A 24768-nucleotide genomic window follows, 5' to 3' on the forward strand; every position below is an offset into this window, starting at 1 on the left:
GGGTCGTCGGCGGGGTCGGATGTGTATAAGGGACAGGGTGGGGAGGCCGTGGGATGGGGGCGCCTGTCCAGTGGGGTTGGAAACTCGGCAGCCGGACCTGCAAGAATGGTACCGCCTGAACCGGACCCTGCATAAAAAGCGGATCGTGACGGGCGGCCATTGGTCCACTCTATCTGTTTCGGAAGGCCCAATGGCCGCCCGTTACCGTATAACCGCGACGCCACACCGGCCGGGCGGCGCTTCTGCATGCCGCCGAAAACTGACTCCGCTACAAGCCGTTACCGCAGGGCGCGGACTCTGAACCAGAACTTCAATCGGCCTTGCAGTTCTATGCGCGCTGTGGCTATGGCTGGTCCTTGTTGTCTTTAAGCCCAGGTATCTGACCCATGCGCCTGCCAGGCCGTCTTTCCGCCGCCATCGACGTCCTCACCGACGTCGAAACCCGCAAGCGCCCTGTCTCCGAGGCGCTCAAGGCCTGGGGTCTCAACAATCGCTTTGCCGGGGCCGGCGACCGCGCCGCCATCGGCAATCTGGTCTATGACGCCTTGCGCCGCCGCGCCTCCCACGCCGCGCTGATGGGCAGTGACAGCCCGCGCGCTCTGGTCCTCGCCGTCGCCATCCGCGACTGGAACGAGGACCCGGCCGCCCTCAGCGACAGCTTTGCCGCTGACAGCCACGCGCCCGAGCCGCTCACCGCGGACGAACTGGCCCGCGCCGTCGGCCAACTCCCCGACGGCACCGCGCCCCATATCCTTGCCGACGTCCCCGAATGGCTCGCGCCCTCCATCGAGCGGGCCTTTGGCGACAATTGGATCGCCGAAGGGCAGGACATGGCAGGCCGGCCCTCGCTCGACTTGCGCACCAATACGCTCAAGGCCAGCCGCGACCGCGTGGTCAAATCCCTCGACCGCTTCCATCCGCGCCTCACCGCCATTTCGCCCGTCGGCGTCACCATGCCGGCCGGAGCAGGCGATGCGCGCACGCCCAATGTCACCAGTGACGAAGGCTATCTCAAAGGCTGGTTCGAAGTGCAGGACCAGGGCAGCCAGATCGTCGCCGCCCTCGCCAATGCCCAGTCCGGCGAACAGGTGCTTGATCTCTGCGCCGGGGCAGGGGGCAAGACCCTGGCTCTCGCCGCCGCCATGGGCAATAAGGGCCAGATTTTCGCCTATGACAGCGACCGAAACCGCCTCGCCCCGATCTATGATCGCCTCAAGCGCAATGGCGCTCGCAATGTGCAGGTCCGCGCCCCTCACCCCGGCGCGCTCGATGACCTCGCCGGCAAGATGGATCGCGTCGTTATCGACGCCCCCTGCACCGGCACCGGCACCTGGCGCCGCCGCCCCGATACCAAATGGAAGCTGACCCCCGACCTGCTGGCGCAACGCACTGCCGAACAGGCCGCAATCCTGGTCGAGGGCGCCCGCTACCTCAAGCCCGGCGGCACGCTGGTCTACATCACCTGCTCGATCCTGCCGGAAGAGAATGACGACCAGATCGTCGCCTTCATCAAAACCCACCCGGACTTCGTCTCACTGCCACCATCCGAGCTTTGGCAAGCCGCTTTCGGCACGGAAATCCACCCCGATGTGGAAACCGCCCAGTCCGGCATTGCGCTCACCCCGCGCCTCACCGGCACAGACGGATTCTATTTCAACGCCTTGCGCCGCGCCTCCTGATTCAAAACATCAGGACGTCGTCTCGGCCAATTCGCGCTTCTGGAGCCGTCCGGGACGGCGCTCCAGCCCGCGCGCCCAGCGCACCACCGGTTGCTCCAGCAGCAGGAAACTGAGTGTCGCCACCACAAAGCTGATGACGATTGCTGCGCCGCTCGAGGCCAGCCAGATCGTCCAGCCATTTTCTCCACTGGTCTCGAATGCCGGCGGCACCAGCCGCTCCAGCAGCCCGATCACCAGGAAATGCCAGATATAAACGCCGAACGACACCTCGGCGATATAGCGCGCCACTGGATTATCCAGCAACCGCCCGGCCAAAACCGACGAGGGCAGGGCCACCAGCCCCATGGCAATCGCCAGCGGCATAAAGGGGAACCCATAGGGCAGGTCCAGCCAGCCAAAGCCCTCATTGAGCCCGCCAATATGGGCCACCATCACCCAACCCGCAGCCACAACGCTGGCCAACCCGACCACATCGAACAAATACGAGTGCATCGCCGCCAGCTTCACCTGCACCCCGGCCGCCAGCGCCCCCAGCGCGAAAATGGCGAAGAACCCGATAGGATTAAACCGCGGCATCCACGCCTTGGCGCCGCCAACCAGCCCATATTTCCAGCCCCGCTCGACCTCGTCGATCGGCGCCCACTGCACCACCATCCAGTGCAGCGCCAGCACCACGCCAATAACGCCGACCCAGGCAAACCGCGCCGGCCAGCCCCTGAGGCCCACCGCAAACAGCACAGCCAGGAAAAACGGCAGCAGCAGATACGAGGTCACCTCAAACCCGATCGACCACAGCGGCCCATTATTGTTGACCGGAAACAGCGTCACCCAATGCCAGTCGCTGACGAGGAAGAACCCCGCGACAAACCGCACGATCTCCTCGCGCCCCAGATCATAGCCATAGATTGTCAGCCCCAGCAGGAAGCTGACAATCAGCGCCAGCCAGAACCCCGGCAGGATGCGCGCCGCCCGCCGCAGCGCATAAATCCCCAGCGAGGGCATCGGCTCCCCGGCGTCAAGCGCCCTCCAGAATGGCCGCGCCAAGAGAAACCCGCTCAGCACGAAAAACACCGCAACGCCGAAGCTGCCCATCACGGCCAAGTCCACCACGCCCTGGAACGGGCCCGGCACATTATTGCCATCCATGCGGAACGCCAGGTGATGCAACAGCACCATCAGGCAAGCGGCGGCGCGCAGAAAATCGGCGCCGAGCAATCGCTGTTGCGTCAAAAGACTCGTCCTCCGTGGGTCCTGCCCAACGCCTGCCTGATCAATTCGTTGCGATTATGACTATGCCCGCAAACCAGTCCTGCAAACTTGCACCCTTGCGGAATCTGCGGCGTGACGATATGGCCTCGCCATGAAAACCCCAGACACTGCCGCCCCCGACGCAATCCTTATCGTGGACTTCGGTTCGCAGGTCACCCAACTGATCGCGCGCCGCATTCGCGAGACAGGGGTCTATTGCGAAATCCACCCGTTTCAGAACGCCAGCGCCGCCATGGCCGCGCTCAAGCCCAAGGGTGTCGTGCTCTCGGGCGGGCCGGCCTCCACGCTGGATGAAAACGCCCCCACCATCGACCAGTCGATCCTTGATGCCGGCGTGCCGATCCTGGGCATCTGCTACGGCCAGCAGGCACTCTGCATGGCCCTGGGCGGCAAGGTCGAAGCCGGTCACCACCGCGAATTCGGCCGCGCCGAGGTCAAGGTACAAAAACCATCCGCGCTCTATGACGGCGTTTGGGACCTGGGCACCGAACACCAGGTCTGGATGAGCCACGGCGACCGCGTCGTCGCGCTCCCCCAAGGTTTTGAAGTCGTCGGCACCTCGGCCAACGCCCCCTTCGCCATGATCGCCAACGAAGCCCGCCGCATCTGGGCCGTGCAATTCCACCCCGAAGTGGTGCACACCCCCGACGGCGCCAGGCTCTACGCCAATTTCGTCCACACTATCTGCGGCGTGGAGTCCAACTGGACCATGTCAGCCTATCGCCACAAGATGATCGAAAAGATCCGCGATCAGGTCGGCACCGGCCGGGTCATCTGCGGCCTCTCCGGTGGCGTCGATTCCTCCGTGGCTGCCGTGCTGATCCACGAAGCCATCGGCGATCAGCTCACCTGCATCTATGTCGATCACGGCCTGATGCGGCTCAACGAGAGCGAACAGGTCGTCACCATGTTCCGCGATCAGTACAATATCCCGCTGGTCCATGTGGATGCCTCCGAAGTGTTCCTGCGCGAACTTGACGGCCAATCCGACCCCGAAACCAAGCGCAAGATCATCGGCCGCCTGTTCATCGAAACCTTTGAGGCCGAAGCTAAAAAGCTCGGCGGCGCCAATTTCCTCGCCCAGGGCACGCTCTATCCCGACGTGATCGAAAGCGTCTCCTTCACCGGCGGCCCCTCGGTTACCATCAAGAGCCACCACAATGTGGGCGGCCTGCCCGAGCGCATGAACATGCAACTCGTCGAGCCGCTGCGCGAATTGTTCAAGGATGAAGTGCGCGTTCTCGGCCGCGAATTGGGACTACCCGACAGCTTTATCGGCCGTCACCCGTTCCCCGGCCCGGGCCTCGCCATCCGCTGCCCCGGCGGCATCACGCCCGAAAAGCTCGATATCCTGCGCCAGGCCGACGCTATCTATCTCGATGAAATCCGCAAGTCGGGCCAGTACGACAAGATCTGGCAGGCCTTCGCCGTGCTGCTCCCGGTCCAGACCGTCGGCGTCATGGGCGATGGCCGCACCTACGAATTCGTCTGCGCCCTGCGCGCCGTCACCTCGGTCGATGGCATGACCGCCGATTTCTACCAGTTCGACATGAACTTCCTCGGCAAAACCGCCACCCGCATCATCAACGAAGTCCGCGGCATCAACCGCGTCGTCTACGACGTCACCAGCAAGCCCCCCGGCACCATCGAGTGGGAGTAGAGGGGAAACGGCGGCAATAGCATAGTTTCTACGCCGTTTTCTTTCTGACGGTCATTGCTCGGTCGGGTCTCATTTGCTTCGGTGCCCGTGGTCCACCCTTTGACCTGAACCCTAGGCTGAGGCGATGTAAAGCACGCTCTTCATTGCCTCCGACCGTAGCGTACCGTGGCGTACAAATCGGCGGGGCACGTCACCCAATGCGTCGCGTTCGAGACGAGCGTCCGCCTCTCTTGGCGTCCCCCTCTTTGAAGATGGTGAGGGTCGACCGTTGCCCACAAGGGCAGCAGTCCACAGGCCGCCGTTTTGGGGCCGAGAGCGGACCGGCCGGTTCTGTACTTCGGATGCAGATACCAGATACCAACCCCAATTTTCGGCTCACTGATCACCTGGCCTGCGACCGCTCGATGCGCTGGAGCCCAAGGCAGGGCATGCGTCTGCAGGGGGCCAACGTCGCTGGTTGGCTTCAAGAAACGCAACCGCAACTAGGGCTAAGGTCAGCGGCGACTGCGCCGAAGGTCGACGTCGAAATGAGGTGCCGCGCCATTACCGAGATCGACAAACCGGCCCTGGACATTAAAGGTCTTTTCGATCAATCCGCTGGCCGCCAGAGGGCCTGCGGGTCCTTCAAAGGATAGCCTGCCGCGATTGAGCAATACGACACGGTCGGCAACCATCATGGCCTGATTGAGGTCGTGGATGGCAAGAATGACGGTCACCCCGCGGTCGCGGCTTAGCCGTCCGACCAGTTCGAGCACCTCGACTTGATGGCCAATATCAAGGAAGGATGTCGGCTCATCCAGAATGAGGATTTCGGCCTCTTGCGCCAGCGCGGCGGCGATCCAGGCGCGTTGGCGTTCGCCGCCCGAAAGTTCGCGCAGCCCCCGGCCGGCAAGATCGGCAAGGCCAGTGCTATCCAGCGCCCAATCGATGGCGGCCTGGTCCTGCGAGCCATAGGCGCGCCATAGGCCGACATGGGCAAAGCGCCCCTGTCGGACCAATTGCTCGACCGACATCTCGTCGGGCGCGATGGGTGCCTGCGGCAGGAAGGATAGCCGTTTGGCCAGATCGCGGCGGCGCCAGCTGGCAAGGGCACGGCCATCAAGCTCCACGCTGCCGCTATCGGGCCGGGTCAGTCCCGCCAGGGCATGCAATGCCGTGCTTTTCCCCGAGCCATTGGGCCCGATAAGGGCGAGCACTTCACCCTTTTGCACCGATAGGGTCAGGGCATGCAACGCTTGCCGGCTGCCATAGCTGACACTGAGATCGGTACATTGGAGCGACATGGCGGGTCTCACGGGGTGCGGCGCAGCAGCGACAAAAGGATTGGCGCGCCACCGATAGCCGTGACGACGCCGATGGGGATTTCCTGGCTGCCGCCGATGAGACGGCCCACCAGGTCGCCGACCACAACCAACGTTGCACCCAGAAAAATCGTCAATGGCAGCACCAGGGCGAAGCGACGTCCGGCGATGAAGCGCGCCAGGTGGGGCACGACCAGCCCTACAAAGATCAGCGGCCCGACCGCGCCAACGGCACTGGCCGCGAGCATGCAGGCGATTAGCAGGATGATGCTGAACTGCCGCCGATAGCTCAGCCCGAACGATCGCGCCACATCGGCATCGAAGCGCAGCATGTCGATCGGCCGCCGCAGCAGCGGCAGTGCGAGCAGCCCCAGTAGGGTGAGCGGCAGCAGAAATACCACATGGTCCCAACTCCGCGCATAAAGGCTGCCCGCCAGCCATTGCATGACGATTTCGAGCCGCGCCGTGCCCCAACCCGAAATAATGCCCATGGCCAGGGCATGCAGCACGGCGCCAACGGCAATCCCGCAAAGCGTAACGCGGAGCGGGCTGAGACCGTGGCGCATGGCCAGAAAATAGACCACGACACCCGCCAGGCCGCCACCGAGGCAGCCGACCAGCGGCAGCCACTGCACCGGCAGCGAATACAGCACGTGCGGATCTGAATTAAAGCCATAGACGGCGACAAACAGGAAGATGCTGATGGCGAGCGTCGCGCCCTGCGAGACACCCATGATCGATGGATCTGCCAGCGGATTGCGGGTGATCGATTGCAGCAGCAGGCCCGCGACCGAAAAATGGATGCCGGCCAATAGGCCTGTGATCACCCGCGGCAGGCGGATATCGCCGATGATCAATCGGGCATCGGCCGAACCGTGCCCCAGCAGGACATTGAGTACCTCGCCAGGCGGCATATTGACGACGCCCATGAACACCGCTGCCGTGCCGGCCAGCAAGGCTACAGGCGCCAATGTCCAGAGCGGCCAATCGGGAAAGCGGGTCTGGATGGTGCCGGCGAGGTTCATGGCCCTGCTCCGGCCGTGACCAAGCTGCGGCGCTGCACCAGGTAGATGAAGAACGGCCCGCCGATTAGCGCGGTCAGTATGCTGATCGGCAATTCGCGCGGGGCGGCGATGGTGCGTGCCAGCACGTCGGCGAGAACCAGTATCATGCCGCCTAAGGCCAGATTGAGTACAATACTCCAGGCCTCGCCGGCCGGCTTCATCAGCCGCACCAGATGCGGTACGGCCAGGCCGATAAACGCGATCGGACCGGCAACCGGGGTAACCCCGGCGACCGGAGCGACTGCAAACAACAAGAGTAGCAGTTTCCATTGCCTGAGCCGTACGCCCATGCCAGCGGCCACCCCATCGCCCAGCTTGAGCAGGGCGATGATCCGGTGGCTGAGCAAAGCGCCGACAACGCCCATGCTCACCCAGGGCAGCATGAAGCCAACATGCCCCCACGAGCGTCCTTGCAATCCTCCCGAAAGCCAGAACAGTACGGATGGCGATTGTGGTCCGCCCAGCAGCAGGACATAGGTGGTGATGCCGCCCAGAAAGAGCGAGATGGTGATGCCGCCCAGCGCCAGATGGAGTGGTGACGCCTGTCCACCGCGCGCCACCCACAAGCATGCGGCAGCCGCAGCCAGACCCCCGGCAAAGCCGATAGGCGGGTAGTAGATCGAGGAAATGGCGGGCAGGAAAAAAAAGCACGATACGATGACGGTCACGGCGCCCGCCGTGACGCCGGTCAGGTCCGGCGCAGCAAGCGGATTGCGGGTGATCGATTGCAGCAGCGCACCCGACACCGCCAGCCCCGCGCCCGTCAGAAAGGCGGCAATGCTGCGCGGCAGCCGCAAGGTCCAAACGATGACGCCATCCAGTCCGTGATTGGGCGACAACACCGCCGCCACGGCGGCAGGCAGCGTCATCGCCTTGGCGCCGGTCAGCAGCCCGGCAAAGCCGATAGATATCGCCAGGGCCAACGCCATTGCAGCCAATAATGCGGAGCGCTGTGCGGGCTTCATGCGGGAGCCGCCGCCGATGGAACCGCCATGGCGCCGCGTTCAAAGGTCACGACCATGCCCAGCGCCGTGACCACGAGCCCGAGCGCCAACCCGATCCAGATGCCGGCCGGTCCAAGATGGAAATGCAATCCAAGCAGCCATGCCACGGGCACACCGACGACCCAATAGCCCACCATGGTCACCCAAAAGCCGATCCCCGCCCGCTGCACGCCGCGCAAGGCTCCGATCGCCACATTCTGCAAGCCATCGAAGACCTGCATGGCAGCGGCGAGCGGCAACAGGGTCAGCGCCACGGCCGTGACCGCTGCCTTGTCGGCGCCCAGGCCGAAAGCTGCCAGCAGGCTGTGCGGGATCAGCAGATAGAGCTGTGCAAACATCGCCATGACCGCAGCGACGACAACCAGGCCGGTACGGCCGGCCCGCAACGCCGCAGCGGCATTACCACGCCCGACACCTTCGCTCACCCCGATAGAGGTCGCGTGCGACAATCCGATGGACAGCATGAAAACGACATAGGTGATTTGATTGACCACGGCATGGCCGGCCAATGCCGCAGCGCCGAATGTGCCGACCATCAGGGTGATGACGGCGGTGAACCCGGCTTCCGAGCCGTAGGAACCCGCGGTGGGAATGCCAATGGCGAGCAGCCGGCGCACCGAATGCCAGATATCGGCGCGCGCTACCGGCCGCTCGAAGCGAAACGAGGCATGCGTGACCCACACAATGGCCCCGAACTGGGCCAGATAGGCGATGGAACTGCTGGCCGCCACACCGGCCGCACCCAGTCTGGGCAGGCCGAACGCGCCATAGATGAAGCCATAGTCGAACGCGGCGTTGATCACGATCGTGGCCAGCGTGATGACCAACAACGAATTGGTCTTTCTGCGGCCGACCACGACCCCGCGATAGGCGTAGAACCAGAAGAGCGGAAAAATGCCGGGCGCAACGAGAATGAGATAGTGCGCGGCAATGGCCGCAGCGGCCGGGTCCTGGCCCAGATGCCCCAGCATTCCGCCGCCCAGCACAAAACAGCCCGCGGCCAGCACTGTAGCGCCGCTCGCCACGATCAGCGCGGCGAGCAGATGGGCCGAGGCAACACCCTCGCGCTGGCCGGCGGCCACCAGATTGGAGGTTCCGACGATCAGTCCGAATCCCATGGTGCGGAGCAGGTTGAACGCGAAGAAGCCGAGCGCGCCACCGGCCAGCGCCTCGCCACCGAGCCAGCCCAGCATGACGATGTCCGTCGTGGAAATCGCCACCTGGGCAAGCTGCACCAGCGACAGCGGCAGCGCCAGGCCAATAATATGCCGGGCTTCGCGCAGACTAGGCAGCGAATTGGTCAAGAAGGGCAATCCTGTGCAGATGCAATGGCGAACCCGGAGGTCCAGCATTGGGTCAGCTATTCGACGCTCTTGCGGGGATGATCTTGGCCGCTTCAGCCCGGATATCGGGCATTGGGAACGTATCGGGATAGAGATAGTGCGCGGCTTCGCGCAGCACCATCTCGCGGGCAATGGGACCATGCGCCTCGACCCATTCGTCCCCGACATAGAAGACCCGGTTATTCTTGACCGCCGACAACATCTGCCAGATCGGGTTGTTCTCGTGCGGCCGATCGGGGCCGTAGTCATAGACGAAGATGACTTCGGGATCCGCGGCCAGCATGGCTTCCAGGCTCATCTCCAGGCCGAAATTATCCGGGATATGCGGGGTCGGATTGTGGCCGGCAACGTTCTCGCCGCCCAGCGCGGTGACGATCGCCGCCGTCATGTTCTCGGTATAGAATGTCCACGGCGCATCGCCGCCCCACATCACCTGGAAGCGCGGATGCACGTCCTTGGGCGCCTGGGCCGCAAATTCCTCGATATGTTTCTTGAATTCGGCATTGAGCTGCTGGGCCCGCTCGGGTTGGCCCAATATGGTGGCCAATTGGGTGATCGAGCGGTCGCTGTCGGAGAAGAGCTCCAGATTATAGGCCAGATAGGGCGCAATGTTCTGGTATTGGGCGGCATTGCCCTCGGTGTAGCGGCGCATGGCGACGATGACATCGGGCTTGGCTTGCGCCAGCAGCTCCAGATTGGGCGTGGCGCGCTGGCCGATCTGGGGCACATCGTCGAGGTAATCGAGCAGGAAGTCGGGGTTGCGGCCCTCCACCATATAGGTCGTCGCTACCGGCTTGATGCCCAGGGCAAGAGCAACGTCGGCGGCAAAATACGACACCGACGCCACGCGCTTGGCGCCGGCCGGCACCGTCACGGCAATTCCGCGATCGTCCACGAATGACATTTCCTGAGCCCCAGCGGCCGTGCTGACCAATAGTGCCAGACCGAGGACAGCGACACGAGCGCGAACCGGAGAGATGAAGGAAGACATCGAGAATTGCATATGCCCGCAGGCTCCGATAAATGTGATCATCAAAGTCAAGTTAGCGCAATAACACCACCCAAATGGCGCCACGCAATCGAAAGCTCGTCACGCCTGCATGACAAAAACTCAATCAGCATCGCGACGCCTGCCGTCGCTCAACGCCTTGCCGGCCTTCTCGGCGGCGGCCAGGCTGTGCAGTATTTCGCTGGCAGCCAGGGAATTGTGCGTGACGCCGGGGGCCATCAGCCGGCAGATCAAATCGCTTGAGGAAAGCCTTGGGTCCCAGTTGTTCCGGCGCGGGCATAATTCAATCGTACTGACCGAGGCCGGGCATCGGTTTCTCGCCCACGTCAACGGCGCCCTGGCGATGCTGCAGACCGGCGCCAGCACCATCGTGCCGGATCGCTCACACCTATCGATCCGCGCTCCGATCACCTTGGCCAGGCGGTGGTTGATCCCGCGCATCCGCTCCTTCTGCCAGGAAAATCCCGGCGTCGACATTGCCATCCACTCGCTGGCGCTTGGCGACGCTGCAGCCGCCGACATCACCATGACCTATGTGAGAGCCACCGATACCACTGCGCTCTCGCAGGCCTTCCTGCTCGATCGCACCATGGCCGTGTGTTCACCGCAGCTTCTGGCTTTGCGGGGACGCAGCCTTGCACCTGCCGAGTTGCTTGGCCTGCCATTGCTGCTCGATACCGGCGACGCATGGTCCTGGCGGCGGTGGTGCGCTGCAGCCGGTACCGGCTTTCATCCGCGCGGCGGCAGCATAACGCTCGACACCGACGAGGCTTCCATCGATGCCTGCCTGTCCGGATTAGGCGTCGGCCAGGCCAGTCCATCCTTCATCGAAAAGGAATTGCGAAGCGGGCAACTGGTCGCGCTCTGCGCCGACGTGGCGCCGATCGTGGGAGCCTATTCATTCGCTCACGCGCCCAAGAGCCTGCTCGCCGGCCAATTCGTCTCCTGGCTTCAAACCCAGAATGACACGGCCAAAGCAGCATTCGATATCGTGGCAGCTTAAACAGCGACCCGGGCCAGATCGAGTTCAGGTGCCGGCGCTTGCTGGCGACACCGACGGTGAGCGCGACTTGGTGATCGTGATCATCTTCGAACAGATCGATGACATGATCGATGAAGCCATTGCCGAACGGAGCGCGGATACCAACTGATCATCGGCGATACGTGGTGCTGGCTCAGAGGCGCCATGCGTCAGTTCATTTCGCAGCTTTGGTAAGAGACAGAGAATTCGTAAACCATGTCCGCCGCGCCCTGTGGATCGCGGGACGCGGTGTTCGAGAGACTCGCACATTCCAGTATGCGTAGCTCAACCTCTCGACCTTCGAGCTCTCGGCCAAGGTCGGGTCGCGCGTCGCCCCCGCGCTGCCGGAGCGTGGCGTCATGGCCGGGCCATGCCGCTGTGTATCACGCCCAAGGAAGCCGAGATCGTGGTTGGCCGCCAAGGCGGTCCGCTCGGTTCTCGGCTAATTCAAATTAGCTCGCTCAGATGCTCACACTTTGGCGCGCAGCAGCATGCCGAACAGATCGCGCGGATCATTGGGGTCGGCCAAGAGGTCAAGTTCCTGGTAGAACTCGCCATTGTCGAGGTGGTCGCGCACATAGCGCAGGGCCGAGAAATCCTCAGTGGCAAAGCCCACGGAGTCAAAAAGAGTGATCTGGGCGGGGCCGCTGCGGCCGGGAGCCTCGCCGGCGATGACCTGCCACAGTTCGGTGACAGGATGGTCGGGCGCCAATTGCTGGAGTTCGCCTTCGATACGGGTTTGCGGCGTGTATTCGACGAAGATATCGGAGCGCAGCAGGATATCGTGGTGCAGCTCGGTCTTGCCGGGGCAGTCGCCACCCACCGCGTTGATGTGAATGCCGGCGCCGACCATGTTATCGCTCAGGATGGTTGCGGCCCGCTTGTCGGCGGTAACGGTAGTGATGATCTGGGCGCCCTGCACCGCCTCTTCCGCACTGCCGCAGGGAGCGATGTCGAACCCTAGCCCTGCCATGTTGCGGATGAATTTCTGCGTCGCGGCCGGATCGATATCGAACAGCCGCAGCGACTTGATGCCCAGCACGGCGCGGAAGGCCATGGCCTGGAATTCGGATTGCGAGCCATTGCCGATAATGGCCATGCATTGCGCATTGGCGGGCGCAAGATATTTTGCGGCGATGGCAGAGGTCGAGGCCGTTCGCAGCGCCGTCAGGATGGTCATTTCGGAAATCAGCAGCGGATAGCCATTGCCGACGTCGGACAGTACGCCGAAAGCCGTTACGGTCTGGCGGCCGGTGGCGGTATTTTTGGGGTGGCCGTTGACATATTTGAAGCCGTATAGCGCGCCATCGCTGGTGGGCATAAGCTCGATGACGCCGGTCGGGCTATGCGCGGCGACGCGCGGGGTTTTGTCGAACAGCTCCCAGCGGCGGAAATCGTCTTCGATATAGTCGGCCAGCTCCACCAGAAACCGCTCGACCCCGATGGACCAGACCAGTTTCATCATGTGGTCGACGCTAATGAACGGCACGATATTGAGAGACTGGGTCATGGCACTCACGCTTTGCCGTTGGCACTGCCGAAGGGCAGCAAGCAGGGATCGCGCGGCAAGGTGACCAAGACGCTGGACCACCCGGTTTGCGCTGTAACCACGGCCTGATTGACCGTGATGCGGCCAAACAGGTTGATCAACTGTATCCCGTCTGGAAGCGAGATTGCATGCTCTTCTACAAGGGTCGCCGCCAGATCGCGCACGGCGGCGGTGATGTTAGTCTGAAGATCGGTTTTGGAGGCGCAGCCGATGGAGCCGATCCAGTCGGTGTGACGCAGGCGCGGCGTGGTCAGGGGATTACTGGCGTTGAGCACGTGTACGCGGATGGTTACGTCAGCGCTGGTTTCGAGAGCCGTGCCGGTGATTTCGCCGTCGCCCATCAGGGCGTGGACATCGCCCAGGGAGAGCAGGGCGCCGGGTACGTTTACCGGCAGCAAGACGGTGGTGCCGACAGCGATATGGGGGCAATCGAGGTTGCCGCCGTGACCGGGCGCGTAGAGCAAGGCGCTGGTCTGGCCGCTTTCCGGCGCGGTGCCGATGGTGCCGATCATCGGGCGGGCGGGCGTCATCATGGTGCGGCCGCCGAAATCGAGCAGCACGGTTTGCCCATTGGTGGCGGCGAACAGAGCATGCGGCTCGATGGCGCGGGCATAGGCGTCCCCGCCGAATGCCTTGGCCCAGTCGGCGTCTATATGGGTGACGGCCATAGGGGCGCGAGCGCCGATGGCGATGCCGAGGATGTCGATGGCGAGCACATCGCCGACTTCCGCGCCGGTGATGTAGATCGGTGCGCAGACCGGGTTATAGCGGCCGCCGATATGGGCAAGCACCGCGGCGTCGTCGGTCAATAGGGGCGCATCCGCGGTCAGCCGGTTGGAAAAGCAATCGAGCGTTTCGACCCGCACGATATCGCCCGAGGCGACATGAAGGGCGGGATGGGCAGCTGCGTCGAAGACATATTGATGCTGGTCGGCAGGCAGGCGCGGCGCGTGGGGGAAGGCAATGGTCATAGGGAAATCGTATGGTTTGGCTGTGCTTCAGCGGCGGTGGCTGCCAGCAATGCCTTTGTGTAATTGTGCTTGGGGGCGCCGAACACGTTTGCGGTCTGGCCCTCCTCAACGATGCGGCCGCGATCCATCACATAGATGCGGTCCGCCAGGTGGCGGACCGAGGCCAGATCGTGGGTGATGAGCAAGGTGCTCATGCCGCGCTCGGCGCGCAGGCGGCGGAACAGTTCCAGGACGCTGGCACGCACGGAAAGATCGAGCATGGAGACCGGCTCATCGGCGATGACCAGATCGGGTTCCAGCACCAGAGCGGCGGCGATGGCAACGCGTTGGCGCTGGCCACCGGAGAGGGTGTGCAGATGCCGCCGCATGAACAGATCAGCGGGGGTCAGATCGACAAAGGCGAGAGCCGCAGCGGCCATGGCGATGCGGGCCTGACGGTTGTCCCCGACATGGTGGATATCGAGACCCTCCATGATGATCTGCTGCACGCTCATGCGCGGATTGAGCGCTTCTGACGGGTCCTGGAAAATGAACTGCATGCGCCGGCGCAGCTCGCGCATGCCGCTGGCGGAGATGGTTTCGAGCGGGCGACCGCTGAATGCGACCTGTCCCGCGGTGGCCGCTTGCAGGCCGAGCGCGGTGCGGACCGTGGTGGTCTTGCCAGAGCCGGAGCCACCGATCAGGGCCACGATCTCTCGCTGACCTACTGTAAGGTTGACGCCATCCACCGCCAGGACGGGGGCGGCGCCGGATTTAAACAAACCAGTGCGGTCGAATTGGACGCTGACGCCGGTGAGGCTCAGGACGGGCGGGGTTTGAGTTGCGCTCATGCTGCAAGACCCGTTCCGGCAAAATGGCAGGCGCAGAGGCGCCCGTCGGCCTGTTGCTCCAGCCGGGGCGGTGTGCTGCGGCAGATATCGACTGCTTGCGTGCAGCGCGGGGCGAATGGACAGCCCACCAACGGCGTATCAAGGCGTGGCGGTACACCGGGAATCGAGACCGGCGCAACGGGGCTGTCGAGACGCGGCAGGGTGGCGACGAGGCGCTGCAGATAGGGGTGGCGCGGGGTGGCCATCAATTGGTTGGCGGGACCGTATTCAACGATTTCGCCGGCATACATGACGGCGAGATTGCCCTCGACGGCACTCACCAGTTGCAATTCGTGGGTCACCAGCACGAGGGCCAGATCGAGCGATTTGCATAGTGAGACGAGCAGTTCGATGATCTCGGCCTGCACCAGCGGATCGAGGGCCGTAGTGGCCTCGTCCGCCAGCAGCAGCTTGGGATCGCAGGCCAGGGCCAAAGCGATCACGGCGCGCTGGCGCATGCCGCCCGAGAGCTGGTGGGGGTAATAATTGGCGCAGGCCTGCGGCAGCCGGACCATGTCGAGCAGGGTCGCAATCCGCGCGCCCACCTTGCCGCGTGGCGTGCCGTGGAAGCGCAGGACGGCACGCAATTGGTGGGCGAGCGTGCGCACCGGATTGAGCGGATTGGACGAGGCCTGGAACACCATGGCGGCGTCTTTCCAGCGCAGGGCGGCCAATTGTTCCTCGGGGCAATCGAAAATGTCCACGCCGTCGATCACCACGCGTCCGGTGACCGTTGCAGCGGCCGGCAACAGGCCAAGCAGGGAGAGCAGCGTTGTCGACTTGCCGCAGCCGGATTCCCCCACCACAACGAGGCGTTCGCCCTTGTCGAGCTGGAAGCTGACATCGCGCACCGCGTGCAGTTCCCAAACCGCGCGCTCGCCGATCCACACATTGAGATTGTCCACCTCGACGAGGCTCATGGCTGATCTCCTGGGGTCAGGCGGCGGGAAAATGAGCGCACGCGTAAATCGGTGGTGTGAAGGCGCGGATTGATCGCGCTTTCAAGGCATTGCGAGAGCCAGTAACAGGCGGTGATCACCGTGCAGATGCACAGGCCCGGCGGGACGATGACCCACCACGCGTCGTTCAGCAGCGCATCGCGCTGGAAGGCAAAGCGGATCATGGTGCCCCAGGACAGTACATCGGCGCCGCCCAGCCCAAAAAATTCGAGTGCGGCCTGGGTCAGAATGGCGAGGGCTACGGCCAGTGCGCCGGTGGTGCTGATCAGCGGCAGAACCTGGGGCAGGATGTGGTGGATGATGATGTGGACCGGCCCGGCGCCCAATGCCTTGGCGCGCTGCACATAAACGCGCTCGCGGCCGGATTTGACCTGAGCGCGCACGACGCGAGCGGTGGTCGCCCAGAGCAGAATACCGATGACCACGATCATGCGCCACAGATCGGCGCCCCAGATGGCGGTGATCACCATGGCGAGAGGCAAAGCGGGCACGACGATGAAATAGTCGGTGATGCGCAGCAGGATGAGGTCGAGCCAACCGCGGGAATAGCCGGCCACCAGCCCGATCGTGCCGCCGATGAGAACGGCGACGGCGGCGGCGCAGAGGCCGACGATGACCGAGGGCCAGGAGCCGATGATCAGCAGGCGGACGACGTCGCGGCCGGCATCGTCAAAGCCCAGCCAATGGGCGGCCGAGGGGGGCGCATAGATCAGGCTCGTGTCGATCGGGCCGGGATCGATCTGCAACAGGCGGCTGCCGGCAGCGATGACGATGAAGGTCAGCAGCGTGCCGATGGCTACCCAAAGTTTTAGATTGGTGGTGCGAGGGCGCAGCGGCTTGGCCGGCGCAATGGTCTGGGCCGGGTCGCTCATTCAACAATCCTCGGATCGATCTTCATGTTGATGATATCGGCCAGCAGGTTGAAGACGATGACGCTGACGGTGATGACCAGCAGTGCGCCCTGCAGCAGCGGGTAGTTCCGGTCGGTGATGGCCTCGTACATGGCGCGGCCAATGCCGGGCCAGGAGAACACCGTCTCGATCACCACCGAGCCGCCCATAATGGTGCCCATGGAGAGCGCGATGAGAGTGACGATGGGGATGAGCGCATTGGGAATAGCGTAGCTGAAGAGGATGCGGCCGGCCGGAAAGCCCATGGCCTTGGCCGCGCCGACATAGTCTTCGCCCAAAGTTGCCAGGACTGATGAGCGCGTGACCAGCGTGTATTGCCCGAAACAGGCAGTGGCCAGGGTCAACGAGGGCAGGACGATGTGGCGCAGTCGATCAACAAAGAGCGGCCAGAACTCGGTTTCAAAGCTGAACGGATCGCTGGCGCCCGACGCCGGCAGATAGGCCGAAAAGGCCAGCACCAGCATGATGGCAATCCATTGGGTGGGTGCCGAATAGACGATGGTGGCCACATTGGTGATCACCGTATCGGTGGCGGTGCCGTGCTTATAGGCGGCCAGAACGCCGGTGCTGATGCCGACAAGGACCGCAATGGTAATGCCGAGCAGCGTCATGGGCACGGTATTGCCGACCGCCTTGATGACGTCCTCGGTGACGGGGCGGAGCGAGCTGTAGGACACGCCCAGATTGCCGCGCATGAGCTGATAAAGATAATCGCCATATTGTGCCATGAGGGGCTTATCGAGGCCAAACTCGGCAAGCAGAGTTGCCTTGAGTTCGGCCGAGCCGCCGGGCACGCGTGCCATGCTGGCTACGGCGTCACCAGGCAGCACGCGGAACAGAAAGAAGTTCAGTGTGATGGTGGCGAAAATGCCGAAGGCGACGATGCCGATCTTGCGCGCCAGATAGGAAAAACGGGTCATGCTGCTCGGGGGCTTGGGGGAAGGCGGCGGCAAGCGCCACCGCCTCATGTTTCGGCCTATTCGGCCGGGCGCAAATTCACGAAAGTGCGGTTGGACGTGTAGTTAAGGAAACCGATGGGGTCTTCGACAAAGCCGGTCCATTTAGGCGAATAAGCTTCGATATTGTTCTGCTGCACGGTGACGATGTAGGGGCGGTCGCGCTGAGTGATTTCCTGCATCTTCCAGACAATCGGCTGACGCTTGGCAGGGTCGATTTCACTAGCTTGTGCGTCGTAGAGTTCGTCATATTCGGGGTTGCAATAGCCGGACTCGTTGAGACCACCGACTTGCTTGCAGAGCAGAACCGAGAGGATGAAATCGGGGTCCATCTGTGGGATCCAGCCCCATTGGGCGATCGTCGAGCTGGCATAGGTATTGTCGGGGCCGACAATGGCGTCCGACACGGTGCTGCTATCGCCCTGCTCGGGCACTAGTTCCACGCCGATCTGTTTGAAATCGGCGGTGACGATATCGAGGGCGCGCAGGCCTTCGGCACCTTCGACATTGGCCGGGATCAGCACTTTGTAGCGCATGGGATGGCCATTGGCGACGCGGACGCCGTCGGCGCCCTTGGCGTAACCGGCCTCGTCGAGCAGCGCATTGGCTCGCTCCAGATCGAAGGTTTCCGGCACAATGGCGGGGTTGGACCATTCGCCGGTGACTTTGGGCACCATGGCGTCGCCGGGGACGGCGTAGCCGAGATAGGCGACGTCAGCAATCTTGGCCCGGTCGATGGCATGGGCGAAGGCCTCACGCACCTTGGGATCGCGAATTTCGGGGAAGGCCGTCTGATTTTCCGAGCTATTGAGGATCAAATTGTGGAAGCGCAGGCCGGGGAAATTGGCGACGTTGAGGCCGGCCTTGGTGACGGCATCGACTGAAGTAACCGGCAGCGGCGTCAGCACGTCGATCTGGTCGTTGAGCAGCGCCGAAACCATGGCGGTGGAGTCGCCGAAGAACTGGATGCCAACGCCTTTGAGGGCCGTCGGGGTACCATAATAATTGGGATTGGGCTGCATGATGATGGCCTGGTCCGGCTCGAACCGCGCCAGGGTGAAGGCGCCGCCGGCGACCGGTTGGTCATTGGCGAAGCTGGACAACGCTGCCCCATCGCCCTCCGCCAAAGGCGCCCAGATGTGCTCGGGCACGATGATCAGCTGCGCCAGCCGGCCGACCGCGTTGGCCGTGGGCTGCTTGAACGTGACCACCAGGGTCTGATCGTCGCTGGCCACGGCGGTATCGACATTGGCGATGGCGCGGGCGCGGCGGGCGGTGGGGCCATCGGCATGGGCCAGCAGCATGGTGATGGTGAAGGCGGCGTCCTTTGCCGTCACGGGCTGGCCGTCGCTCCACTGGCCGCCGGATTTGAGCTTGAAGGTCCAGATCAGGCCGGTTTCATCGACGCTCCAGGATTCAGCCAGGTCGGGCGTCATTTCCGAGCCGATGCCGGCCTGGCCAAGCGAGGGATAAAGCAAACGCAAGGCGGTGAGGCACGAGGACTGCGTGGTCGAATAGGGATTGAGCGAGGAGCAAGTAAAACTGGTGCCCACGCGCAGCACGCCATTGCTGGCATCGGCCATTGCCATGCTTGGCAGCGCCAGCGCCGTTCCCAGTACAGTCAATGCCAGAGCGCGCGACGCGCGTGAATGCCGTGTGCGACGGTTACGATCAGCAGCCATTTGTCCCTCGATGCCCAGCTGGGACCAGCGATTTACCAGTCCGATATAAAATATATTATACACAAGATCGCATCTGGCAAGCCGAATCTGGTCAGGCGAGCTGCGTCTATTCAAAGGGGCGATTTCGATAATGGACTTAACGGCTTAGGCGTCTTGGGCAGAGGTTTTCTGTTCAGCTAGTCGCGCAGAAAGACGGCTCCAGGCATTGAGCCAATTTTCCATTACGGCCTTTCCAGCGGCATCCGGCTTGCCGCTTTTGAAGGCCGCGATGATGGCGAGATGGTCGCCGCGAGTGAGCGAGCGGATCTGCGCATCGCCAAAGGCGAACCGCTCAAGGCGGGACAATTCGGCCTCGATCAGATTGAGGAATTCCTGCAGCACAGGCCCGGCAAGCTGGCGGAACACGTTGTGGAACGCCAGATCGAGCGCCACCAGGGCCGCCGGCTCGGTTTCAGTATCCATCTGCTCGTTGAGGGACAGCAGGCTTGCGAGATGCTCAGGGCCAAAATGGGCGAGGGCATCTTGCGCCGCCATGGCGTCCATCTGGGCGCCAACGCGATAAAGATCGGCGGCGCGCGATATGTCGGGCACGCTCACCCGGCTCTTGCGGCCCTTGCCGACCGTGATCAAGCCTTCCTGGGTCAGGCGGATGATCGCTTCGCGTACTGGCGTGCGGCTGATCCCCAGCAATTCGGCGACATCGATATCGCGGATCATTTCACCGGGCTTCAGCGGGCCATAGAGAATCCAATTGCGCAGTTCCTGATAGGCGCGATCCTGGGCATTCTCATAAAGGCTCGCGGCTTCGGCGCCTGGCAGGGGCATGGGTCGATCCTGGAGAGTTAAGACTCTGGCTCATAATATATTTTGTACAACAAGACAAAGACGCCTTCACGCGGCGTCAGACCGCCAGCGATTGAGATGCCGTTGGCAGGCTTGAGCCAGTGCCGCGCCGTCCCGGTCGCGCAGGGCCGCGACCATATCAAGGTGGTCCTGGCTGCTGGCCCGCATGCGCTGCATCGTGGTCCAGCTGTCCCTCGTGCCGGGCACTTCGCGCTCCCGCAGATCGTGGATCAACCCAGCCAAAGCGGGATTGCCGCAGCAATCGAACATCGCGCGATGGAATTGGTGATTGAGCGCCTGCAATTGTGCGGGTGGTTTTGTGTCGAGCGCGGTGTCGAAGGCCTGGGCGGCCTGGGCGATCCGTTCGATGTCGGCGGGACTGACGTGGTCGAGCACGGCCTGTGCGGCGGGTATTTCGAGCAGCAGACGCACATCGGTCATGTGGCTGCGCTCGTCCTGGCTGGTCTGCACCACTCGATACCCGCGATTGGGCACGTGTTCGAGCAGACGCGCGACGACCAGTTGGGACAGAGCCTGACGCACCTCGAACCGGGTGACGCCATAGGCCGTCTCGATGTCGATCTGACGCAGCCATTCGCCCGGCCGATAGCTGCCGACAAGCAGATCGGCGCGCAGGCGCTCGGCCACATCCGTCTTGTCGCTGCGCTTGGCCATGCCGATCCCGCCTCCAGTATTCCTCTACTAGCGAGCCAAGTTAGCCGCGTCCAACCATCCGGATAGAATTCCGGCGGCGCATCGGGCGATTGGTGCAAAGTCATGCCCCACGCCGTCCAGTGTGGTGAGCGGGGCCTTAATGCCGTGGGTGATGAGATTGCGCTGCAATGTCGCGATCCGTTCATGCCGGTCGGTGCCGGCAAGGTTCGCCTCCGCCGCGTAATAAGGCGCGCCATAGGATCGTTCGACGAGCCCCGCCGCGCGATCCTCCCCGCCGATTATCAGATGCACGGGAATGCGCGTCAGACCCGCCACGTCGAGGGGGCGGCCCAGAATAGTGGCGATATCCCCCGTGCCGGGCCAATAGGGCAGGGTGTTATCGATCAGTGTCACGCTGCCGGGCGCGGCGATCACCAGGCCCGCCAGGGTGCTCGCCTGGACGATGCCGAAACGCTGCGCGAACTGGCCGCCTCCGGAGAAGCCGAATAGGTAAACCTGAGCCGCGTCGAACGGGCAGAGCTGACTGAATTGGGCCTGCATGGCGGCGAGGATATCGAGATAATTCGCGCCAGGTTCGACGAGGAATTTATAGCCATCGCCCACGCCCGGATTGGCCGCGCCTTCGGCAAAGAGCGGCGCCAGGATGGCAAGATCGTGCTGGTCGGCCAGTTCGGCAAAGGCGTCGCGGGTTTCCCGGTAAATCCGGTCGCTACCGTGAATGGCGATCAGCAGCGGCCGATTGGCGCGACCCGATGGCGGCAGGCGATAGGCAAAGCCAAAGCGTGGGTCGATTGCGAGCTCGGCTTCACCAATCATTGCCGGCCCACCACCGTAACAGGCGTGGGACGACGCAGGGCCAATGTCGGCACCTTGCTCCGGGCGATGTCGACATCCCTAAGGTTAGCATCGACCACGAGCATGGTTGGCTCGTCGGCCGCGATGGCCATGATCTCGCCCCAGGGCGAAATGGCGACGCTGTGCCCATAGGTGGTCAGATCGGCATCGGCCCGGCCGCATTGAGCGGCGGCGATGACGAAGCAGCCGGTTTCGATGGCCCGCGCCTGCAGCAGCGGCAACCAATGGACTGGGCCGGTCACGGTCGAGAAGGAAGATGGGGCCAGGATGATATTGGCGCCGGCCTCGGCCAAAGCCACGAAGAGGTGGGAGAACCGCATGTCAAAGCAGATGAGGTGGATGGCTCCCGCTCCCGGCATCTGAGTGCCAAAGTGGGTTTGCTGTCAGGCAACCCGAGCAAAGGAGCCATCCGCCATGCAGATTACCACCATAGGCCTCGATCTGGCCAAGCGTGTTTTCAAGTTCATGCCGTTGACGCGGCTGGAGACGTCGTTTTGCGCAAGGCGCTGCGGCGATCGCAGGTTCTGCCGTTCTTCACCAAGTTGCCGCCCTGTCTGATTGGCATGGAGGCGTGCGGCACATCGCATCATTGGGCGCGCGAGCTGACCAAGCTCGGTCATGAGGTCCGCATGATGCCGCCGGCCTACGTGAAGCCGTATGTGAAGCGCGGCAAGAACGACGCGGTGGACGCCGAGGCGATCTGCGAAGCGGTGACCCGCCCGACCATGCGGTTTGTGGCGATGAAGTCGACCGAGCAGCAGGCGGCGCTGTCGCTTCACCGCACGCGCAATCTCCTGGTCAAGCAACGCACGCAACTGGTCAACATGATCCGCAGCCTCCTGGCCGAGTTCGGCATCGACATCCCCGAAGGTTTGCTGCGGGCGCTTGGCCTGGCACGCCAAATCGCAGCGAAAGAAATGGCACCAGACGTGCCTCCGATGGCGATGCAGATTCTTTGCCTGTTATGCGAACAGGTTCTCGACGCCCATATCCGTTTGCAGGCGATCGATCGTTCGATCCTTGTCCTGCAGAGAACTGACGACGTGGCACGGCGGCTGTCGACTATTCCAGGCATCGGCCCGGTCGGTGCAACAGCGCTGGCTGCATCGGTGGCTGATCCGGGACAGTTCCGTTCGGGTCGGGAGTTTGCCGCCTGGCTTGGGCTTACGCCTTCGCAAAACTCCAGTGGTGGCAAGGACCGACTCGGTCGGATTACCAAGATGGGTGATCGATATCTGAGGAAGCTGCTGGTGGTCGGTGCGACATCGTTGATCCGCGGAGCTAAATACAAGCCGGAGACTGCGGACCCCAGGCTGGTCGCACTCCTCGCCAGGAAACCGGTGCGCGTGGCGAGCGTCGCCATGGCGAACAAGATGGCCCGGGTGGTCTGGGCGATCATGGTTCGAGGCGAGGTCTACCAGGCTCGCCATATGCCCTATCTGGCAGCGTAAAGCGCCACGAGATGAGATCCTGAAGCGGGAAACAGTTCGAGCCGGCCAATCGGCTCTATGAGGTTGTGAGAGCGACGCGATGTGATGGCGAAACCGGTCAGGCCGGAAACAGGGACAACCCACGGACTGTCAGAGGCGTCATGGCCTGCTAAGCAGATTGGGACCTTGTTCGCCGACCCCATCAGGGCCAGCAGTCTCCTATGGCTGCATCAACAGGCCGGACAGAAGACTGCACCCGACCAACGCGCCATAACGTCGAATTACCTCTTGCAATGCGGGGGCCATCCACAGAAGATCGTCAGGCCCAGATTTGCCGATGGGGTGCGGACGAGCACGGCGGCATCGCCGGGGCGATAGAGCGCCGATTCCAGCTCGGAATCGTCGTCGAGCTGCGCATCGAACAAATGAACCTTGTCATAAGTCGCCAAAACCTCGCCCCGTGCGCCGATCAAGCAGGAGCGGTTGACCAGTACGCCGTCGTCCAGCCGCAGCAGAACTGAGCCGAGATTGACGCTGACGCCAAAGCGCCGTGCCGCGATGCGTGCCTGCGCGAGCACCAGGCAATCGTGTTCGCGCGGAATTGCCGCGCGCAGGGCTTGTTGGTCGCCGCAGAGCACATTGACCGCCTCAGGGAAACAAGCCAGCTCTGCCTCAGCAGCGGCTGCCCGCTCGATTTCGGCCACCACAATGGCAGTGTTGCTTTCGACATCGAGCGTCGTCGTCATCTGATGCAGTGAAATGCGCATGCAAACCCTCAAATTGGCGCCAATTTAAGCGCCAATATTTCGAGCTTGCAGCGTCAAGTCAACCTTCGCGGCGGCGACGTCAAAAGAGGGGCATCCGCGAGGGTTATTGCGGATATTCGGGCCATTGCGTGCCAACCAACCAGCTTGGCGCTGATCTGCCTTGAACGCAGCCTCCGAAGCGATGCGGATCGGCCGGATGGACCTGACCGTTGACCATCGCTCTCTGCTGTTCTATTAAAGAACAAATAGAGAACAGAAATGGCCGGTCAAAATGGATATGCAGCTTGATCTGTTTGGCGGTGGCACGCCAAAATTAGTGCAGGCGGGGCGAGTGTTCCCAACGCATCGCTGGTATTTCACCCTTCTGCCTCCACCCGCGATTGCCCAGGACGTGGAGTACTTCGCCTTGCAAACGTCGCGGCGTTTCGGTGTCCGGCGCCCCATTCGGGCGGCACGGATCCACGCGTCGCTCCATGGTATAGGCGAGGGTGACGAGATACCGGCCGACGACCTCGATGCCGCGCTGGAGATTGGCCAAGCTATCCGGCGGCCGGCATTTGACGTCACGTTCGATCGGCTCATGACGTTGGATGGGGGAGGCAAGGGCCGCAGAGGGCGGCAATTTCCGACAGTGCTCAGCTGCTCGACAGGGCAGCGTGAGATCCAGGCGCTTCATGCCGGGCTGCGGCGTGAGATGCTTCGGCGAGGCCTTGAGGGCGGCCCCTCAAGCATCTTGCCGCACATGACTTTGTGGTATGATACCGGCACGGTTCCCCAGCAGCCCCTGTCCCGGCCATTCCGCTGGCGCGTGCGGCAGTTCTTTCTCGTTCGCACCACACTTGGCGAGGCGCGGCCCGAATGTCTTGGGGAATGGCGGCTGGGCCGCTAACGCCCAAGCCAAGCGCGCATTTGCATTCCCCCGGCACCGTGCTAAACGTGCGCCCCAATTCA

At 63.1% G+C, this 24768-nt stretch carries 22 protein-coding genes and 1 pseudogene; 5 read left to right on the plus strand and 18 right to left on the minus strand.

Features of this window, described 5'->3' with window-relative positions:
* Nucleotides 1-386: 386 nt before the first annotated feature.
* On the plus strand, nucleotides 387-1679 hold the full coding sequence (locus FF80_RS11325) for an RsmB/NOP family class I SAM-dependent RNA methyltransferase (protein ID WP_035100393.1): 1293 nt from the start codon (nucleotides 387-389) through the stop codon (nucleotides 1677-1679).
* Between the two features lie 9 nt (nucleotides 1680-1688).
* On the opposite strand, the gene FF80_RS11330 is transcribed toward FF80_RS11325, so the two are convergent.
* Nucleotides 1689-2909, minus strand: a complete 1221-nt coding sequence (locus FF80_RS11330) for an acyltransferase (protein ID WP_035100395.1) — start codon at nucleotides 2907-2909, stop codon at nucleotides 1689-1691.
* Between the two features lie 130 nt (nucleotides 2910-3039).
* On the opposite strand from FF80_RS11330, the gene guaA reads away from it, so the two are divergent.
* A complete protein-coding gene (guaA, locus tag FF80_RS11335) occupies nucleotides 3040-4608 on the plus strand; it encodes a glutamine-hydrolyzing GMP synthase (RefSeq protein WP_035100397.1) in 1569 nt (522 codons plus the stop codon).
* A gap of 494 nt (nucleotides 4609-5102) precedes the next feature.
* Here the strand turns inward: guaA and FF80_RS11340 are convergent, their stop codons facing one another.
* The 5 genes from FF80_RS11340 to FF80_RS11360 are packed head-to-tail and all read right to left on the minus strand — an operon-like array spanning nucleotide 5103 to nucleotide 10323.
* On the minus strand, nucleotides 5103-5891 hold the full coding sequence (locus tag FF80_RS11340) for an ABC transporter ATP-binding protein (protein WP_035100399.1): 789 nt from the start codon (nucleotides 5889-5891) through the stop codon (nucleotides 5103-5105).
* Nucleotides 5892-5899: 8 nt separating this feature from the next.
* Nucleotides 5900-6934: an iron ABC transporter permease gene (locus FF80_RS11345; RefSeq protein ID WP_052153431.1), complete on the minus strand. Its 1035-nt coding sequence runs from the start codon at nucleotides 6932-6934 to the stop codon at nucleotides 5900-5902.
* Nucleotides 6931-7938 (minus strand): iron ABC transporter permease, encoded by a 1008-nt coding sequence (locus FF80_RS11350; protein ID WP_035100401.1) that lies wholly within the window; start codon nucleotides 7936-7938, stop codon nucleotides 6931-6933. The genes FF80_RS11345 and FF80_RS11350 overlap by 4 nt, the downstream gene beginning before the upstream one ends.
* Nucleotides 7935-9281 carry an MATE family efflux transporter gene (locus FF80_RS11355; RefSeq protein ID WP_244445763.1) on the minus strand — a complete coding sequence of 449 codons (1347 nt, stop codon included), beginning with the start codon at nucleotides 9279-9281 and terminating at the stop codon, nucleotides 7935-7937. The genes FF80_RS11350 and FF80_RS11355 overlap by 4 nt, the downstream gene beginning before the upstream one ends.
* A 52-nt stretch (nucleotides 9282-9333) precedes the next feature.
* Complete coding sequence (locus FF80_RS11360) at nucleotides 9334-10323, minus strand: ABC transporter substrate-binding protein (RefSeq protein WP_052153432.1); 990 nt, start codon at nucleotides 10321-10323, stop codon at nucleotides 9334-9336.
* Between the two features lie 97 nt (nucleotides 10324-10420).
* Here FF80_RS11360 and FF80_RS11365 point away from each other — a divergent pair, with 97 nt between their 5' ends.
* Nucleotides 10421-11332 carry a LysR substrate-binding domain-containing protein gene (locus tag FF80_RS11365; protein ID WP_052153433.1) on the plus strand — a complete coding sequence of 304 codons (912 nt, stop codon included), beginning with the start codon at nucleotides 10421-10423 and terminating at the stop codon, nucleotides 11330-11332.
* Nucleotides 11333-11819: 487 nt separating this feature from the next.
* Here FF80_RS11365 and FF80_RS11370 read toward each other — a convergent pair whose 3' ends face one another.
* The 11 genes from FF80_RS11370 to FF80_RS11420 all read right to left on the minus strand — a co-directional run bounded on the left by FF80_RS11370 (nucleotide 11820) and on the right by FF80_RS11420 (nucleotide 21979).
* On the minus strand, nucleotides 11820-12860 hold the full coding sequence (locus tag FF80_RS11370; RefSeq protein ID WP_035100405.1) for an ornithine cyclodeaminase: 1041 nt from the start codon (nucleotides 12858-12860) through the stop codon (nucleotides 11820-11822).
* Between the two features lie 5 nt (nucleotides 12861-12865).
* Nucleotides 12866-13870, minus strand: coding sequence for an acetamidase/formamidase family protein (locus FF80_RS20990; protein ID WP_052153434.1), 1005 nt, complete (start codon nucleotides 13868-13870; stop codon nucleotides 12866-12868).
* Nucleotides 13867-14700 (minus strand): dipeptide/oligopeptide/nickel ABC transporter ATP-binding protein, encoded by an 834-nt coding sequence (locus tag FF80_RS11380; protein WP_052153435.1) that lies wholly within the window; start codon nucleotides 14698-14700, stop codon nucleotides 13867-13869. Before FF80_RS11380 ends, FF80_RS20990 begins: the two co-directional genes overlap by 4 nt.
* Nucleotides 14697-15659, minus strand: a complete 963-nt coding sequence (locus FF80_RS11385; RefSeq protein ID WP_035100407.1) for an ABC transporter ATP-binding protein — start codon at nucleotides 15657-15659, stop codon at nucleotides 14697-14699. Before FF80_RS11385 ends, FF80_RS11380 begins: the two co-directional genes overlap by 4 nt.
* Nucleotides 15656-16570: an ABC transporter permease gene (locus FF80_RS11390; RefSeq protein WP_052153436.1), complete on the minus strand. Its 915-nt coding sequence runs from the start codon at nucleotides 16568-16570 to the stop codon at nucleotides 15656-15658. The genes FF80_RS11385 and FF80_RS11390 overlap by 4 nt, the downstream gene beginning before the upstream one ends.
* Complete coding sequence (locus FF80_RS11395; protein ID WP_035100409.1) at nucleotides 16567-17529, minus strand: ABC transporter permease; 963 nt, start codon at nucleotides 17527-17529, stop codon at nucleotides 16567-16569. The genes FF80_RS11390 and FF80_RS11395 overlap by 4 nt, the downstream gene beginning before the upstream one ends.
* Before the next feature lie 56 nt (nucleotides 17530-17585).
* Nucleotides 17586-19247 carry a peptide ABC transporter substrate-binding protein gene (locus tag FF80_RS11400; RefSeq protein ID WP_152558353.1) on the minus strand — a complete coding sequence of 554 codons (1662 nt, stop codon included), beginning with the start codon at nucleotides 19245-19247 and terminating at the stop codon, nucleotides 17586-17588.
* Nucleotides 19248-19391: 144 nt separating this feature from the next.
* Nucleotides 19392-20072 carry a GntR family transcriptional regulator gene (locus FF80_RS11405; protein ID WP_035100413.1) on the minus strand — a complete coding sequence of 227 codons (681 nt, stop codon included), beginning with the start codon at nucleotides 20070-20072 and terminating at the stop codon, nucleotides 19392-19394.
* 66 nt (nucleotides 20073-20138) lie between these two features.
* Nucleotides 20139-20765: a GntR family transcriptional regulator gene (locus tag FF80_RS11410; RefSeq protein WP_035100415.1), complete on the minus strand. Its 627-nt coding sequence runs from the start codon at nucleotides 20763-20765 to the stop codon at nucleotides 20139-20141.
* Nucleotides 20766-20792: 27 nt separating this feature from the next.
* Nucleotides 20793-21581, minus strand: a complete 789-nt coding sequence (locus tag FF80_RS11415) for a hypothetical protein (RefSeq protein ID WP_035100417.1) — start codon at nucleotides 21579-21581, stop codon at nucleotides 20793-20795.
* Nucleotides 21578-21979 (minus strand): nitrilase-related carbon-nitrogen hydrolase, encoded by a 402-nt coding sequence (locus FF80_RS11420; RefSeq protein WP_052153437.1) that lies wholly within the window; start codon nucleotides 21977-21979, stop codon nucleotides 21578-21580. Before FF80_RS11420 ends, FF80_RS11415 begins: the two co-directional genes overlap by 4 nt.
* 55 nt (nucleotides 21980-22034) lie before the next feature.
* Here FF80_RS11420 and FF80_RS11425 point away from each other — a divergent pair.
* Nucleotides 22035-23071: pseudogene (locus FF80_RS11425) on the plus strand (IS110 family transposase).
* A gap of 260 nt (nucleotides 23072-23331) precedes the next feature.
* Here FF80_RS11425 and FF80_RS11430 read toward each other — a convergent pair.
* A complete protein-coding gene (locus FF80_RS11430) occupies nucleotides 23332-23817 on the minus strand; it encodes a nitrilase-related carbon-nitrogen hydrolase (protein ID WP_052153438.1) in 486 nt (161 codons plus the stop codon).
* A 271-nt stretch (nucleotides 23818-24088) separates the two neighbouring features.
* On the opposite strand from FF80_RS11430, the gene FF80_RS21910 reads away from it, so the two are divergent.
* Nucleotides 24089-24706, plus strand: a complete 618-nt coding sequence (locus FF80_RS21910; RefSeq protein ID WP_035100419.1) for a 2'-5' RNA ligase family protein — start codon at nucleotides 24089-24091, stop codon at nucleotides 24704-24706.
* Nucleotides 24707-24768 lie beyond the last annotated feature (62 nt).

Origin of the sequence: Devosia sp. LC5 (assembly GCF_000735585.1) — a bacterium.
Taxonomy (GTDB): Bacteria; Pseudomonadota; Alphaproteobacteria; order Rhizobiales; family Devosiaceae; genus Devosia.